Genomic DNA, 14,220 nt, shown 5'->3' on the forward strand with positions numbered 1-14,220 from the left:
CCACCGCTGGCGCGTCGCTCCGCTACCGGCGGCGTGGGCCCAGTCCGTCATCCGCCCGGTCGACGGACCCGGTGTCAGTCGTCGAAGTGCGCCGCCGCGGCGCGCGCCCGGTAGACGACGTCGTCGACGTCGTCGCCGATCACCGTGACGTGGCCGATCTTCCGACCGGGGCGCGGTGCCTTGCCGTAGAAGTGGTACTTCGCCTCGGGGAACGCCTCGAGCGCGGCCGGGTAGCGGGCGGCGAGGTCGCCGTCGGCCGGTCCGCCGAGCACGTTGACCATCACGGCGGCCCGGGCGAACGACCCGGTGGCACCGAGCGGCAGGTCGAGGACGGCGCGCAGGTGCTGCTCGAACTGGCTCGTCGTCGCACCGTCGATCGTCCAGTGGCCGGTGTTGTGCGGTCGCATCGCGAGTTCGTTGATGAGGATGCGCTCGTCGGCGGTCTGGAACAACTCGACGGCCAGGACCCCGGTGACCCCGAGCTCCTCGGCGATGCGGACCGCGATCGACTCCGTCACGTCGGCGATGCGTCCGGCGCTGTCGGGCGCGGGGGCGATGACCTCGGCGCAGACCCCGTCGCGCTGCACGGTCTCGACCAGCGGCCACGCGACGACCTGGCCGGAGGGGCGACGGGCGACGGACTGCGCGAGCTCGCGGGTGAACGGCACGAGCTCCTCGGCGAGCAGCGCCTGCCCGCCGCCGGCCTCGGCGACCGCGATGAACCAGTCGTCGACGTCCGAGGGGTCCGACACGACCCGGACGCCCTTGCCGTCGTAGCCACCGCGGGGCGTCTTCACGACCGCGCGGCCGCCGTGCTCGTCGAGGAACGCGCGGAGTTCGTCGGGGTCGTGCACCGCGGCCCAGTCCGGCACCGGGAGACCGAGTTCGCTGAGCTTCGAGCGCATCGTGATCTTGTCCTGCGCGACGGCCAGCGGGCCCGGGCCGGGGCGGACCGCCACACCGGCGTCGACCAGGGCGCGCAGGACGTCCTGCGGCACGTGCTCGTGGTCGAACGTGACGACGTCGACCTCGCGGGCGAACGCCAGCACGGTCTCGACGTCGTGGTAGTCGCCCTCGGCCGTGGCGGCGATCGCGGCCGACATGCCCGGCCCCTCGGCGAGCACCCGGATGTCGATCCCCAGCTCGACGGCCGCCGGCACCATCATCCGTGCCAGCTGTCCTCCGCCGATGACCCCGACGCGCAACGCCATGCTGTGTGATCCTTCCGGCGTTCACACCGACCGGGGTGAACGCGTTGTCTACAATCGCTGTTCGGGTCGCACTGTGCACGACCCGCGACAACTCTACGGATCCTGGAGGGCACGTGCGGCGCCTCATTGCCCAGCTGGCACGCTTCGGCGTGGTCGGCGCCGTCGGCTTCGTCGTCGACACCACGGTGTTCAACGTCCTGCGCATCACCGTCCTGAACCCCGACGACGTGCACTCCGGGCCGTTCTGGGCGAAGGTCATCTCGACCGTGGTCGCCATCTTCGTGAACTGGATGGGCAACCGGTACTGGACGTTCCGTGAGCAGCGCCGTGCGGTCGCGACGCGGGAGGGCGTCGAGTTCGTCGTCGTCTCGCTCGGCGGCATGGTCATCGCGCTCGCGTGCCTCGGGGTGTCCCACTACGCGATGGGACTCACCTCGGTCTTCGCCGACAACGTCGCGAACATCGTCGGCCTCGTGCTCGGCACGGTGTTCCGCTTCTGGCTCTACAAGGTGTGGGTGTACCACCCCGAACGCACCGCCACGGTGCCCGCGGCCGCGGACGTCGCACGTCAGGACGCGCTCTAGGATCGATCGGGTGACGGCCCACGAGACCACCACCCGCACCCGCGACAGCACCCCGACCACCGCGCCACCCCGCACCGCTCGCTGGGAGCGTGTGGCGATCGCGGTCGTCACCGCCACCTTCGGCCTGTGGCTCGTCGCCTGGGCGCTGGTCGTCCCGGTCTTCCAGGCTCCGGACGAGACCGCCCACATCGACGCCGCCGTGCACGTCGCACTCGGCGACGCCTGGGCCGCCCCGGTGCGTTGCACGTCACGAACGCCGTCGAGGCCGCGAAGACCGAGCTGGCCACGAAGCCGTCCAGCCAGTGGTCGACCGTCAGCGAGCTGCTGCAGAACGCTCCCGGACCGTCCGCGACCGTGAACCAGATGACCCAGCACCCGCCGACCGCCTACCTCGCCGGTGCCGCCGTGCTCCGGGCCGTGGACTTCGGCGACCTGCGCTGGGACCGGGCGTTCATCGCGCTCCGACTCGCCGACGTCCTGGCCGTCACCGCACTCCCCCTGCTCGCGTGGGCATCCGTCCGCCGGGTGACCCGTTCCCCGCGCGCCGCGCTCGTCGGCGGGCTCGCGGTGTTCGCGACGCCCGAGCTCGCGTCCATCGGGTCATCGTTCTCGAACGACGCCCCCGTGCTGCTCGTCGCCGGCGTCGTCGTCTGGCTCGCCACCCGGCTGTTGACCGGCGACACCCGGTGGCGCACCACGATCGCCCTGGCGGCGGTCCTCGGTGCCCTGGTCTGGATCAAGGGGACTGGTCTGCCCGCAGTGCCGTTCGTCGCCGTCGTCGTGCTCTTCGCCGGTGCCGGGGTGCTGTCCCTGCGGCAACGGGTGGTGCGCACCGTCGTCGCGATGGCCGTCTCTGGGGGCATCGGCGCCTGGTGGTGGGTCCACAACTGGTTCGCCTACGGCCGGATCCAGCCGAACGGCTACGCGTCCATGCGGCCGCCGAAGGACTTCCCACCGGGCGAGCACCCGACCCTGGGACACTTCCTCGACGTCAGTTGGGGAACCCTGGCACGCACGTTCTGGGGCAGCTTCGGTGCACGGGCACAGGTGAGCATGGGCGACCTGCTCACCGCCGTCCTGACGATCATCGTCCTGGTCGTCCTGGTCGGCTGGGCGTTCCGGCGTGGCCCGGACCTGCGGGTGGCCCTGTGCCTGGCGGTGTTCCCGGCACTGCTCATCGGCATCCAGAACGAGACGAGCGCGGGCGCGTACCTCCGGACGACCGAGGTCGCCGCCACCCAGGGCCGCTACTACTTCCCCGCGATCCTGTGCCTGATCGTGCTGAGCGCCCTGGCCTGGCGTCGCCTGGTACCCGCCGGACGCGCACGCTCGTGGGTCGCGGTGGCCCTGGCCGTCCTGCTGCCCGCCGTGGGCGTGTACGGGTTCGCGGTGGCGTCGGCGTGGTTCTGGAACGCCGCCCTGTTCCCGGTGACGGGCCGCGGGCTGCTCCGCTACTCCGAGATCGGGCCGGTGCCGCCAGCGGTGCTCGTGGTCGTGGTCGTGCTGGTGGCCGTCGGCCTGGTCACGTCGGTCGTCCAGGTCGCCCGTGCCGACCGTCGGGTGGCCGTGCCCGCGTCGTGACCTGGCGTCACGCGGCGGGGGCGCTGCCCTCCACCGCGGACGGGTCGTCGGTCGGGCGGCCGCGGCGGAACCAGGTCGGTGCTGCGGCGCAGAGCAGGAACAGCCCGTCGACCGCCAGGCTCCAGACGCGGGTGACGACGACCACGACGAGGGCGATGGGCACCGGCATCACGATGGCGAGGAGCAGCGCCTGCACGCCCTCGCGGACGCCGAGGCCACCGGGGGCGAACACGGCGAGCATGCTGATCGCCGAGGCCATGCTGGCGGCACCGATCACGAACGCTGCGTCACTGAGCTGGAGCGTCGGGTACACCGCCAGCGTGATGAAGTAGTACGCGGTGCCCGACAGGATCGCACCGGCGACGTACAGCCCGGCGCCGCCGAGCACCGTGCCGAGGTTTGGGCGGACGTCGGCCTCGAGCGGCTTGCGGCGCAGGATCTTCAGCGCGATGCCGATCAGGAAGACGAAGACCCGCGGGATCAGGCAGACGACGCAGCCGACGAACGCGGCGACCATGAGCGCGATGAGCCACGGGTCGAGCGCGTGCGTGCGGGGGTCGATGAGCAGCAGCACGAGCGCCAGGGCGAGGGTGGCGGCGATCTGCAGCGCACCCTCGAGCAGGCCGCTGACGCCGAGCCGGGCCTTCGAGACACCGTGCTTCGAGGCGAAGTAGACCTTGCCGATGATCCAGGTCGCGGCCCCGGGGATGTAGCGGCCCATCCAGGACTTCGCGTACACGTAGGTGAGCGTCACGCCGGAGCCCTTGAGGCCGGTCGCGCCGAGCCGTCGCAGCAGGTAGAACCAGATGCCGACGCCCCAGTAGCGGAACCCGAGGCTGATCAGCGTCGCCACGACGACCCAGGACCACTGCCAGTCCAGGCCGGCGAGCTGGCCCCAGTCGACGCTGCGGACGTAGAGCACGAGGAAGACCGCGAGGAGCACGTAGAAGACGATCGGGACCGCCTTGACGAGGAACCGTCGCCAGGACGGCGGACGCTTCCCCTCGGGGGCCGGGGCGTCGCTGGTGGTTCCTGACAAACGGGTCTCCTGCCGGTGCTGCTGCGCTCAGGTCATGCTAGCCGTTCCGGTGTGTGCGAAACTTGCCGCCGACACGACCGACCGAACACCGACACGAGGATGCCGTTGCCCAACCAGCCACGGGAGAGCGCCCGACTCGAGTTCACGTACCTCGACGGGCTTCGAGGACTCGCAGCCTTCGCCGTCGTGTTCCACCACACGTACCTGTTCACCGGCCTGACCGACGCCGCGAAGACGGACATGCCGTGGATGCGTCCGATCATCGGGTGGGGCTACCTCGGTGTCCCACTGTTCATCGTGCTGTCCGGCTACGTGCTCATGCTGCCGGTGATGACCCGCTCCGACGGCTACCGCGTGCCCGGCGGCTTCTGGAAGTTCATCTGGCGACGTGCCCGACGGATCCTCCCGCCCTACTGGGCGGCGCTCGTGCTCTTCGCCGTGGTGGTCCTGTTCGTACCGGTGATGCACAACCCGAACGGCACGCAGTGGGACACGAAGCTCCCGATGGGGTGGGGCGCGTTCCTGACGCACCTGTTCCTGGTGCACGACTTCTTCCCGACGTACATCGGCAAGATCAACGGGCCGATGTGGAGCGTCGCGATCGAGTGGCAGATCTACTTCCTCATGGCGCTGCTCATCCTGCCGATGTGGCGCCTGCTCGGCGGATGGGTGACGACCTCGGTCCTCGTCGCGGCCGGACTCTGGATGGGCGTCGAGAACCGGTACGCCTCGATGCACCCGTGGTTCGTGGGGCTCTTCGCCATCGGCATGCTCGCGGCGGCGATCACCGTACGGGCCCGCGACGCGCACCTCGAGGGACGGCTCCGGTTCCTCGCGCCGCGGTGGACCGGCTGGGTGACCGGCACCCTCGTCGTCGCGGCGACCGCTGCGATGGTCCTGATGTTCGCCTCGCGTCGTCTGTACTTCCAGCAGCAGACCTGGCCGTCGGAGATCGCCATCGGCGTGCTCTCCGGGATCGTCCTCACGTGGCTCGGCGTGGCCGCCGTCACGGGCCACCACACCTGGTTCTCGCGGTTCCTCGCCTGGAGGCCGTTCGTCCTCGCAGGACTCGTCTCGTACTCGGTCTACCTCTTCCACAGCCCCTTGCTGGCGTTCGGCAACCTGCTCCTGCTGCCCCTGGGGCTCTCGACGAAGTGGCAGTTCCTCGTCATGGTCGTCGTCGTGGTGCCCGTGACGATCGCACTCTGCGTCGGCTTCTGGTGGCTGGTCGAGCGGAACTTCCTCAACCAGCGGCAGCGTCACGCCGCCGCCGAGGTCGCCTCGCGGGAACCGATCCCCACCGTCGAGACCGTCCAGCCGGTGCGCGAGTCCAGCGTGCGCTGAGCGGCCAGGCCCCGCGACTCGGCGGCTACCATGGCTCGGACGCGACGTGGGCGACAGGGCTCCACGCATCTCGACGAGGAAGACGAGAACGCATGCGCAGATCCAGCAGAAGACTCCTCGGCCTGGGCACGGCAACGGTGGTGGCCGGGGCGATGACCCTGGTGGCCGGTCCGGCGTGGTCCGAGACAGCAGGCACCGCGACGGCCTCGACCAGCCCGAGCGCCGGCACCAGCGCGAGCACGACGGCGACCGGGACCACGACCGCGACCGGGCCGTCCGTCGCCGAGATGGACGCGAGCGGCAACCACGTGATGGGTGCCGGCATCGCGGCACACGCCGGGCAGACCCGAGTAGCCGCCGACCAGCCCGTCGGGCCGACGCCCCTCGGCACGAACACGAAGGTCGCCGCCGCGGCGAAGCGCCCGACGGGCAAGATCAACGGCATGGACGTCAGTGCCTGGCAGCCGAACGTCGACTTCACGGCGGCCTACGGGCTCGGCGCTCGCTTCGCCTACATCAAGGCGACCGAGGGCGTCTCGTACGTCAGCTCGACGTACGCGTCGCAGTACCGGAACGCCAAGAACGCCGGCTTCATCCGCGGCGGCTACGTGTACGCCCAACCGAGCAAGGCCAGCGGCGCGGCGACCGCGAACTACTTCTTCGCCCACGGCGGGCAGTGGACGGCCGACGGCGTCACGCTCCCCCGCTGCTCGACATCGAGTACGGCACCGCGGCCCAGGGCGTCTGCTACGGCAAGAGCTGGCCGCAGATGCGGTCGTGGATCGCGGACTTCTCGGCGACCGTCTACAAGAAGACGCACCGCTACCCGGCGATCTACACGACGACCGACTGGTGGAAGCGCTGCACGAACAACAGCATCCGGTTCTCGAAGAACCCGTTGTTCGTCGCGATCTACCCGGTCAAGGACTTCTCCGGCCCCGGGACCCTCGGGGCCAGCTGGAAGTCGACCGGATGGCGCTTCTGGCAGTGGGCGGCCAGTGGGACGCTCCCCGGCGACCAGGACGTCTACCGCAGCGCGGACGGCGCGAACCTCCGCGCGTTCGCCAAGAAGACGGAGTAGCCCCGCCGGACGTCAGCGGGTCTGGCGGGTGGCCTCGGCGAAGTCGGCGTCGAGGGCGGTCGCCATCCGGGCGACGCCGTCGGCGAGCTGCTCGCGGACCGCGTCGCGGTTCGCGTCGAGTGCCTCGAGCTGTGCCGTGACGTCGTCGACGAACGTGGGTTCGAGCGCGGCCTCGATCGGCTTCGAGAACTCCTGCTGGCCCATCTGCTCGAAGAACAGTCGGCCCTTGTCGACGTAGTAGAGCACGGCGGCCGGGACGCCCGCGATGGTCGCGACGATGGCGGAGTGCAGGCGGCTCGCCAGGAACAGGCGGCTGCGGGACATCAGGCCGGCGTACTCGGCGGGCGAGAACTCGTCGGCCTCGACCACGTGGGTGCGGTCGCCGTGCTGCATGAGGGCGATGACCTCGCGCGCGAAGGCGGCATCGCCCTCCGAGGCCTCCATGTGCATCGGGTAGAACACGACGTCGGCGTCCCAGCGGTCGATCACACGGTCGGCCAGGTCCGCGACGGCCTGGCGGTAGGTGACGAGGCGGTCGCTGTCGACGCCGGTCTGGCGGAAGCGCTTCGGCAGGAAGCGGAACGGGATCCAGCCGCTGCGCTTGTAGTGGAACCAGCGGCGGACGCCGAACCCGATCGAACCGTCGAGACGCTCGGCGGTGAGGCCCGTGGTGCGCTCCAGGCGCTCGAGCACGCCGGCGTCCGGCGCCGTGACGGTGCCGACGACGGCCGGGTCGAAGGACGACACGATCGGCGTCGTCACGCCCCACGCCAGGAGCTTCTCGCGGGACTCGTCGTCGCGGACGGCGAACGAGCGGCACAGGTCGACGGTGGCGCGGATCAGGCGCTTGCTGACGCCTGCGGTGGTCGGACCGATGCCCTGGAAGGCCCCGACCAGGTTCTTGTTGACCGCACGGACGAGCAGCATCTTGCCGAACCAGTACACGAGGCCGAGCTTGTTCGTGTAGTCCTTGAGGATCTCGCCGCCACCCCACAGGACGACGTCGGCGCTGCGCGCGGCACGCAGCAGGGCGAACAGGTCGCCGATGCCGGTGCTGTACGGCGACACCGGCAGGAACCGGATCCCGAACCACGCGGCGTCCCGCTCGGGGTACTGCGACAGCGAGACGATCTCGGCGTCGGGCCACCGTCGGCGGACGAGCTCGACGTTGCCGGCGAGGATCGCCCGGTCCCCGCGGTTGTGGGGCGAATCGCTATTGTGGATCAGAACGCGCACGGGTGGAGAGCCTACCGGACCGTCCCCCGCGACCCCCGGAAAGGCACGATGTCCCGCCCCACCCCCTCTGCCCGCCCCCGCCTGCTCGTCCTCGGATCGACGTTCCCGGCCCGCCCGGACGACGGTGTGCCGGCGTTCGTGCTCGACCTCGCCCACCAAGAGGCCCTCGAGTTCGACACGATGGTGCTCACCCCGCGGGTGCCCGGCGGTGCCACCACCGAACGCATCGGCGACGTCGGCGTCCGGCGGTTCCCGTACTTCCCGAAGGCGTTCGAGGACCTGGCCGACGGCGCCATCCTCGACAACCTCAAGGAACGCCGCTCGCGCATCGTGCAGGTGCCGGCCCTGGTGCTCGCGCAGTGGTTCGCGATCCGCCGCGTGGTCCGCTCCGCGAAGCCCGACGTCATCCACGCGCACTGGGCGATCCCGCAGGCACTCGTCGCGACGTTGGCGGCCCCGGGCGTGCCCATCGTCGTCACCACTCACGGCGGGGACATCTACGCGCTCCGCGCCGCTCCCCTGGTCCGCCTGAAGCGCTGGGTCTTCGGCCGTTCGGCGCACGTCACCACCGTCAACTCCGAGATGCGCGAGCGCCTGACCGAGTGGGGCGTGCCCGAGGCGCGCTCCACCGTCATCCCGATGGGCGTCGACCTCGGTCCGGCCCGCGCCACCCGCGCCCGCGTCGCCGCGCAGGAGCACCACGTGGTGGCGGTCGGCCGGCTCGTCGAGAAGAAGGGCTTCGGCAACCTGATCGAGGCGCTCCGGGGACTCGGCGACGACGTGCCGTGGCGATTCACCGTGGTCGGGGACGGCCCCTACCGGGCGCAGCTCGAGCAACAGGCCGCCGGACTGCCGGTGACGTTCCTGGGCCAGCGCGGGCGCACCGAGGTGCTCGAGACCCTGGCTGCGGCCACCGTCGTGGCGGTGCCGTCGATCCCGGCGGCGAACGGCGACCAAGAGGGGCTGCCGGTCACCCTGCTCGAGGCCGCTGCCGTCGGCGCCGCGATCGTCGCGAGCGACCTGCCGGGCATCCGGGACGTCGTGCACGACGACGTGTCCGGCGTCCTCGTCGCCCCCGGTGACGTCGACGCCCTCCGCGACGCCCTGTGCCGCGTGCTCACCGACGACGCCGCACGGGCGAGGTACCAGGAGCAGGCCGTCGTGTCGGCGGCGGACTTCTCCACCGAGCGCATCGGCGAGCGCTACCGGGCGGTGCTGCGCGCAGCCATCGGCTGACGACGCGGCAGACGCACAGGAGCCCGGTGCCGGTCCCACGGACCGGCACCGGGCCTGCTGTCGGTCGCGGCTAGCGCCCCATGCCGCGGTACGTGAAGCCGGCGGCGGTCCAGGCGTCGCGGTCGAGGCAGTTGCGGCCGTCGATGACGACCGGGCTCGACACCAGGGACGCCACCGTGGTCGCGTCGAGCTCGCGGAACTCGGTCCACTCGGTCAGCACGAGGACCAGGTCCGCGCCGGACAGCGCGTCCGCCGCCGTCTCGACGAAGTCGAGCTCCGGGTGCACGCGACGCGCGGTGACGACGGCCTCGGGGTCGTAGGCCGACACCGTGGCGCCGAGCTCGTGCAGGCGTGCGGCGATGTCGAGGGCGGGCGAGTCACGGACGTCGTCCGAGTTCGGCTTGAAGGCCAGGCCGAGGACCGCGACGCGCTTGCCGGTCACGACACCGCCGAGCAGCTCCTGCGCCAGCTCGACGACGTGCGCACGACGACGCAGGTTCGTGGCGTCGACGTCGGCCAGGAACGCCAGGGACTCCCCGACGCCGAGCTCGTTCGCCCGCGCCTGGAACGCCCGGATGTCCTTGGGCAGGCAGCCGCCGCCGAAGCCGAGGCCGGCGTTCAGGAACTTGCGGCCGATGCGGGCGTCGTGACCGATGGCGTCGGCGAGCGCGGTGACGTCGGCGCCGGCGACCTCGGCGATCTCGGCCATCGAGTTGATGAACGAGATCTTCGTGGCGAGGAACGCGTTCGCGCTGATCTTGACGAGCTCGGCGGTGGGCAGGTTCACGACGAGCCGGGGGTGCCGGACGCGAGTGCCTCGGCGTAGACCTCGTCGAGTGCGTCGACGGCGGCCTGCCCGGCGTCACCGTCCGGCACACCGTAGACGAAGCGGTCCGGGCTGATGGTGTCCTGCACGGCGAAGCCCTCACGCAGGAACTCGGGGTTCCAGACGAGCGTCGCCCCGGGCACGGCCTCGGACACCTCGGCGGCGAGGCGAGCGGCCGTGCCGACCGGGACGGTCGACTTGCCGACGACGAACTCGCCGGCGGACAGGTACGGCGTGAGCGCGGCGACCGCGGCGTTCACGTAGGTCATGTCCGCGGCACCGGTCGGGCTCTGCGGGGTGCCGACGGCGAGGAAGTGCACGCGGGCACCGGCGACCTCGGCCATGTCGGTGGTGAAGCGGATCCGGCCGGAGGCGAGCGCCTCGGTCAGGATCTCCGGGAGCCCCGGTTCGAAGAAGGGGCTTCGCCGGCAGCGAGCCGCTCGATCTTGGTCGGGTCGACGTCGACGGCGACGACCTCGTGTCCGAGCTTGGCCATGGAGGCGGCGTGCACGGCACCGAGGTACCCGCAGCCGATGACAGAGATACGCACGACGAAGAAGGTACCGGTTTCTCGTGGGAGTTCCAGCACCGCGGTGCCCCGGGTGTCGTGGCTCCGTCAGGCGCGGACGTCGCCCCACGGCGGTCGGTCCGGGCCGCCGACGATCTCGTCCCAGTCCGGCTCGCGGTGGCGTCGCCGGGCCTCGTACGCCTCGACCAGGTCGTGCAGGACGGCCACCACGAGGTCGGCGTGCGGGACGTCCGCGAGCACCACGGCGGGGTCGTCTCCCGGGAACACCAGGACGTCACCGGAGCGGAACACCCCCTGGAGCCCGCGCCGGCGCACCGTCACGTCGTACCCGCGGGAGTGCAGGAGCTCCTGCCGGGTGCGTGTGCCGAGCCCGTGCACGACGACGAGCCGCCGGGTCGTGACGACGTACCGCTCGGACATCCAGCGGAACAGCGGCACGGCGCCGCCGAACACCACGAGCACCACGACGAGTCCGGCGACGACGGCGTTCAGCCACGCCAGCTGCGCCTGGAACACACCGAACCCGAACCCGCCGGCGACCACGACCAGCACGACGAACACCGCCGGGCGCACGAGCCGACGAGCGTGCGGTCGCAGGCGAGCGACGACGCGTTCGGGCGGCGGCTCGGCGGTCATGCCGTCATGCATACCGCAGGTGGGTGACGTCCCCCACGGCGACGCCCCTGGAGTCACCCGCTCGATCCCGGATCGTGATGCGGCCCGCGTCGTCGATGCCGGTGGCGTCGGCCTCTTCCACGGTGCCGTCGGGCAGCTCGAGGCGGATGCGGCGTCCGATCGTGCCGCACGCGGCACGGACGTGGGACCGGACCGACTCGGCGGCGGGACCACCGGCGACCAGGGCGGCCACCGCCTCCAGGACGGCTGCCCGGAAGGCGGACAGGACCGCGTCGGCCAACGCTGGGGCGTCGTCGACCGCGCCGGCCACGAGCAGCGACGTCGACGTCGGGGTCGGCAGGCGGTCGGCGGGGATCGTGAGGTTCACGCCGGCGCCGACCACGATGCTGCCGTCGGGGGCGACCTGGCAGAGGATGCCGCACACCTTGTCGTCCGCGACCTGGACGTCGTTCGGCCACTTGACGGCGACGTCGGCGCCGGCGGGCAGCACCCGTGCGATCGCGTCACGCATGGCGGCCCCGGCGACGAGGGCAGCCAACCACGGTCGTGGTCGGCGAGGTCGGCGCGCACGAGCAGGCTCGCGGCCAGCGCCTCGCCGGCCGGTGCGCTCCACGTGCGGTCGAGGCGTCCGCGACCCGCGGTCTGGTGGAGGGTCGCGACCACGCTGCCGTGCTGCTGCTCGGGTGCCACGGCGAGCAGGTCGGCGTTGGTCGAGCCGGTCTCGTCGGGGACGGTGAGGGTCGCGCCCGCCGACCGGACCGCCTCGCTGGTGACGGGGAACGACGACGACGGGGATGTGGACATGCACGCAAATGTACGGGCAGGAACCGTGGGGGTCCTCCAACCGGCCCCGCCCCCGCCGCCGGTAGGGTGAGCGGGTGACTTCAGGAGACACCCCCGATCTCTCGACGACGGCAGGCCGACTGGCCGACCTCCGCGAGCGGTACCACGAGGCCGTGACCGCCGCGGGCGAGTCCGCGATCGCCAAGCAGCACGCCAAGGGCAAGGGCACCGCGCGCGAACGCATCGAGCAGCTGCTCGACGAGAACTCCTTCGTGGAGTTCGACGAGTTCGTCCGCCACCGCACCACCTCGTTCGGCATGGACGCCAAGCGCCCCTACGGCGACGCGGTCGTCACCGGCGTCGGCACGATCCACGGCCGCAACGTCGCCGTGTACGCGCAGGACTTCACCGTCTTCGGTGGTTCGCTCGGCGAGGTCGCCGGCGAGAAGATCATCAAGGTGATGCAGCACGCGCTGAAGACGGGCGTGCCGATCATCGGCATCCTCGACTCCGGCGGGGCCCGGATCCAAGAAGGCGTGGTCGCGCTCGGCAAGTACGGCGAGATCTTCCGCCTCAACACCCAGGCGTCCGGCGTCATCCCGCAGCTGTCGATCATCATGGGCCCGGCGGCCGGCGGCGCGGTCTACTCCCCCGCGCTCACCGACTTCGTGATCATGGTCGACAAGACCAGCCACATGTTCGTCACCGGCCCCGACGTCATCAAGACCGTCACCGGCGAGGACGTCGGCTTCGAGGAGCTCGGCGGCGCGCAGACCCACAACGCGGTCTCCGGCGTGGCCCACTACCTGGCCGAGGACGAGACCGACGCGCTCGACTACGCCCGCTCGCTCATCGGGTTCCTGCCGGACAACAACCTGTCCGACGCCCCCGCCTACGACGTCGCCCCCGAGCTCGAGACCACCGACGCCGACCACGAGCTCGACCTCGTGATCCCGGACTCGACGAACCAGCCGTACGACGTCACGACGATCATCGAGCACGTCGTCGACGACGGCGAGTTCCTCGAGGTCCAGCCGCTCTTCGCGCCGAACATCCTGATCGGCTTCGGCCGGGTCGAGGGCCGCACCGTCGGCATCATCGCGAACCAGCCGCAGGCCATGGCCGGCACGCTGAACATCGACGCCGGCGAGAAGGCAGCCCGCTTCGTGCGGTTCTGCGACGCGTTCGGCATCCCGATCCTGACCCTGGTGGACGTGCCCGGCTACCTGCCCGGCACCGACCAGGAGTGGACCGGGGTCATCCGCCGCGGCGCGAAGCTCCTGTACGCCTACGCCGAGGCCACCGTCCCGCTCGTCACCGTGATCACGCGCAAGGCCTACGGCGGCGCGTACATCGTGATGGGGTCGAAGCAGCTCGGCGCCGACATCAACCTCGCCTGGCCGACCGCCGAGATCGCCGTCATGGGTGGTCAGGGCGCCGTCAACATCCTGTACCGCGCCGAGATCAAGCGCGCTGAGGAGTCCGGCGAGGACGTCGCAGCGGTCCGCACGAAGCTCGCGAACGAGTACACCTACAACGTCGCGTCGCCGTACCTGGCGGCCGAGCGCGGTGAGCTCGACGGCATCATCCAGCCGCACGCCACCCGCGTCTCCGTCATCAAGGCCCTGCGTGCCCTGCGTGGCAAGCGTGCGACGCTGCCCCCAAGAAGCACGGGAACATCCCCTCTGATGGGTGCGCACTGATGGGTCGTCACGCAGCTCCGGTCCCCTCGGACGAGCCCGCCTCGGTGGCCGACGTCCGGGTGGTCTCCGGTGAGCCCACCCCCGAGGAGCTCGCAGCGGTCGTCGCCGTGCTGCAGCGCCAGGCCGACGAGGCCGCAGCAGCCGGTCGCGCCGAGGTCGTCGACGAGCCGCGCACCGGGTGGCAGGCCTCGGCCCGCGGCCTGCGTCGCCCGCTCGACCACGGTCCCGGCGCCTGGGGCCGTTCGCTCCGCTGACCTCGCTGTACCCCTGGCATCCCCGAGTATGCGGACGTTGCAGGCTGCACTTCCCGGTCGGTATCCCCTCGCACGGGGGACACGAATCGCCGAAGAGGACCGGAAATGCCGAAATTGTCCCCCATAATGACGACTGACACCGGGGTTGCGGGTTGGCATAGTTACTGGTGTTCGGTG

14 protein-coding genes and 3 pseudogenes are annotated in these 14,220 nt (G+C 71.3%); 8 read left to right on the forward strand and 9 right to left on the reverse strand.

All coding sequences use genetic code 11. The features are described from left to right. Nucleotides 1-74 precede the first annotated feature (74 nt). The gene (locus tag ACZZ0J_RS05495; protein WP_159573670.1) at nucleotides 75-1,211 is read right to left on the reverse strand and encodes a 5-(carboxyamino)imidazole ribonucleotide synthase; all 1,137 of its coding nucleotides are present in this window, start codon (nucleotides 1,209-1,211) and stop codon (nucleotides 75-77) included. Nucleotides 1,212-1,324: 113 nt separating this feature from the next. On the opposite strand from ACZZ0J_RS05495, the gene ACZZ0J_RS05500 reads away from it, so the two are divergent. The 3 genes from ACZZ0J_RS05500 to ACZZ0J_RS05510 are packed head-to-tail and all read left to right on the forward strand — an operon-like array spanning nucleotide 1,325 to nucleotide 3,376. Beyond that, the gene (locus ACZZ0J_RS05500; protein WP_159573671.1) at nucleotides 1,325-1,795 is read left to right on the forward strand and encodes a GtrA family protein; all 471 of its coding nucleotides are present in this window, start codon (nucleotides 1,325-1,327) and stop codon (nucleotides 1,793-1,795) included. A 10-nt stretch (nucleotides 1,796-1,805) separates the two neighbouring features. Beyond that, nucleotides 1,806-2,153, forward strand: a complete 348-nt coding sequence (locus tag ACZZ0J_RS05505; RefSeq protein ID WP_463435346.1) for a hypothetical protein — start codon at nucleotides 1,806-1,808, stop codon at nucleotides 2,151-2,153. A 5-nt stretch (nucleotides 2,154-2,158) separates the two neighbouring features. Beyond that, nucleotides 2,159-3,376, forward strand: coding sequence for a hypothetical protein (locus ACZZ0J_RS05510; RefSeq protein WP_463435347.1), 1,218 nt, complete (start codon nucleotides 2,159-2,161; stop codon nucleotides 3,374-3,376). Between the two features lie 7 nt (nucleotides 3,377-3,383). Here the strand turns inward: ACZZ0J_RS05510 and ACZZ0J_RS05515 are convergent, their stop codons facing one another. After that, entirely contained in the window at nucleotides 3,384-4,415 is a 1,032-nt protein-coding gene (locus tag ACZZ0J_RS05515; RefSeq protein ID WP_463435348.1) for a lysylphosphatidylglycerol synthase domain-containing protein, read from the reverse strand. Nucleotides 4,416-4,520: 105 nt separating this feature from the next. Between ACZZ0J_RS05515 and ACZZ0J_RS05520 the strand changes: the two genes are divergently transcribed. After that, a complete protein-coding gene (locus tag ACZZ0J_RS05520; RefSeq protein ID WP_159573674.1) occupies nucleotides 4,521-5,759 on the forward strand; it encodes an acyltransferase family protein in 1,239 nt (412 codons plus the stop codon). A 25-nt stretch (nucleotides 5,760-5,784) separates the two neighbouring features. On the opposite strand, the gene ACZZ0J_RS05525 is transcribed toward ACZZ0J_RS05520, so the two are convergent. After that, the gene (locus tag ACZZ0J_RS05525) at nucleotides 5,785-6,204 is read right to left on the reverse strand and encodes a hypothetical protein (RefSeq protein WP_463438242.1); all 420 of its coding nucleotides are present in this window, start codon (nucleotides 6,202-6,204) and stop codon (nucleotides 5,785-5,787) included. Between ACZZ0J_RS05525 and ACZZ0J_RS05530 the strand changes: the two are divergent. Then, nucleotides 6,203-6,840, forward strand: a pseudogene (locus ACZZ0J_RS05530) (GH25 family lysozyme). The gene ACZZ0J_RS05525 and the pseudogene ACZZ0J_RS05530 overlap by 2 nt on opposite strands. Nucleotides 6,841-6,852: 12 nt before the next feature. Here ACZZ0J_RS05530 and ACZZ0J_RS05535 read toward each other — a convergent pair. Continuing rightward, a complete protein-coding gene (locus tag ACZZ0J_RS05535) occupies nucleotides 6,853-8,076 on the reverse strand; it encodes a polysaccharide pyruvyl transferase family protein (RefSeq protein ID WP_159573676.1) in 1,224 nt (407 codons plus the stop codon). Between the two features lie 48 nt (nucleotides 8,077-8,124). Between ACZZ0J_RS05535 and ACZZ0J_RS05540 the strand changes: the two genes are divergently transcribed. Beyond that, nucleotides 8,125-9,312 (forward strand): glycosyltransferase family 4 protein, encoded by a 1,188-nt coding sequence (locus tag ACZZ0J_RS05540; RefSeq protein WP_463435349.1) that lies wholly within the window; start codon nucleotides 8,125-8,127, stop codon nucleotides 9,310-9,312. 70 nt (nucleotides 9,313-9,382) lie between these two features. Here ACZZ0J_RS05540 and ACZZ0J_RS05545 read toward each other — a convergent pair whose 3' ends face one another. The 5 genes and pseudogenes from ACZZ0J_RS05545 to ACZZ0J_RS05565 form a co-directional block, all read right to left on the reverse strand. Beyond that, on the reverse strand, nucleotides 9,383-10,099 hold the full coding sequence (locus ACZZ0J_RS05545) for a nucleotide sugar dehydrogenase (RefSeq protein WP_463435351.1): 717 nt from the start codon (nucleotides 10,097-10,099) through the stop codon (nucleotides 9,383-9,385). Further along, nucleotides 10,096-10,634 (reverse strand): annotated as a pseudogene (locus tag ACZZ0J_RS05550) (hypothetical protein). The gene ACZZ0J_RS05545 and the pseudogene ACZZ0J_RS05550 overlap by 4 nt, the downstream one beginning before the upstream one ends. Nucleotides 10,635-10,754: 120 nt before the next feature. Further along, entirely contained in the window at nucleotides 10,755-11,303 is a 549-nt protein-coding gene (locus ACZZ0J_RS05555) for a PH domain-containing protein (RefSeq protein WP_123292200.1), read from the reverse strand. A 4-nt stretch (nucleotides 11,304-11,307) separates the two neighbouring features. Beyond that, complete coding sequence (locus tag ACZZ0J_RS05560) at nucleotides 11,308-11,841, reverse strand: biotin--[acetyl-CoA-carboxylase] ligase (RefSeq protein ID WP_463435355.1); 534 nt, start codon at nucleotides 11,839-11,841, stop codon at nucleotides 11,308-11,310. Between the two features lie 29 nt (nucleotides 11,842-11,870). Continuing rightward, nucleotides 11,871-12,107, reverse strand: a pseudogene (locus ACZZ0J_RS05565) (biotin--[acetyl-CoA-carboxylase] ligase); the annotation flags it as partial. A gap of 74 nt (nucleotides 12,108-12,181) precedes the next feature. Between ACZZ0J_RS05565 and ACZZ0J_RS05570 the strand changes: the two are divergent. Beyond that, nucleotides 12,182-13,789, forward strand: a complete 1,608-nt coding sequence (locus tag ACZZ0J_RS05570; protein WP_463435357.1) for an acyl-CoA carboxylase subunit beta — start codon at nucleotides 12,182-12,184, stop codon at nucleotides 13,787-13,789. After that, entirely contained in the window at nucleotides 13,789-14,043 is a 255-nt protein-coding gene (locus ACZZ0J_RS05575) for an acyl-CoA carboxylase subunit epsilon (protein ID WP_123292197.1), read from the forward strand. The genes ACZZ0J_RS05570 and ACZZ0J_RS05575 overlap by 1 nt, the downstream gene beginning before the upstream one ends. Nucleotides 14,044-14,220 lie beyond the last annotated feature (177 nt).

Source organism: Curtobacterium sp. AC272 (assembly GCF_979258155.1).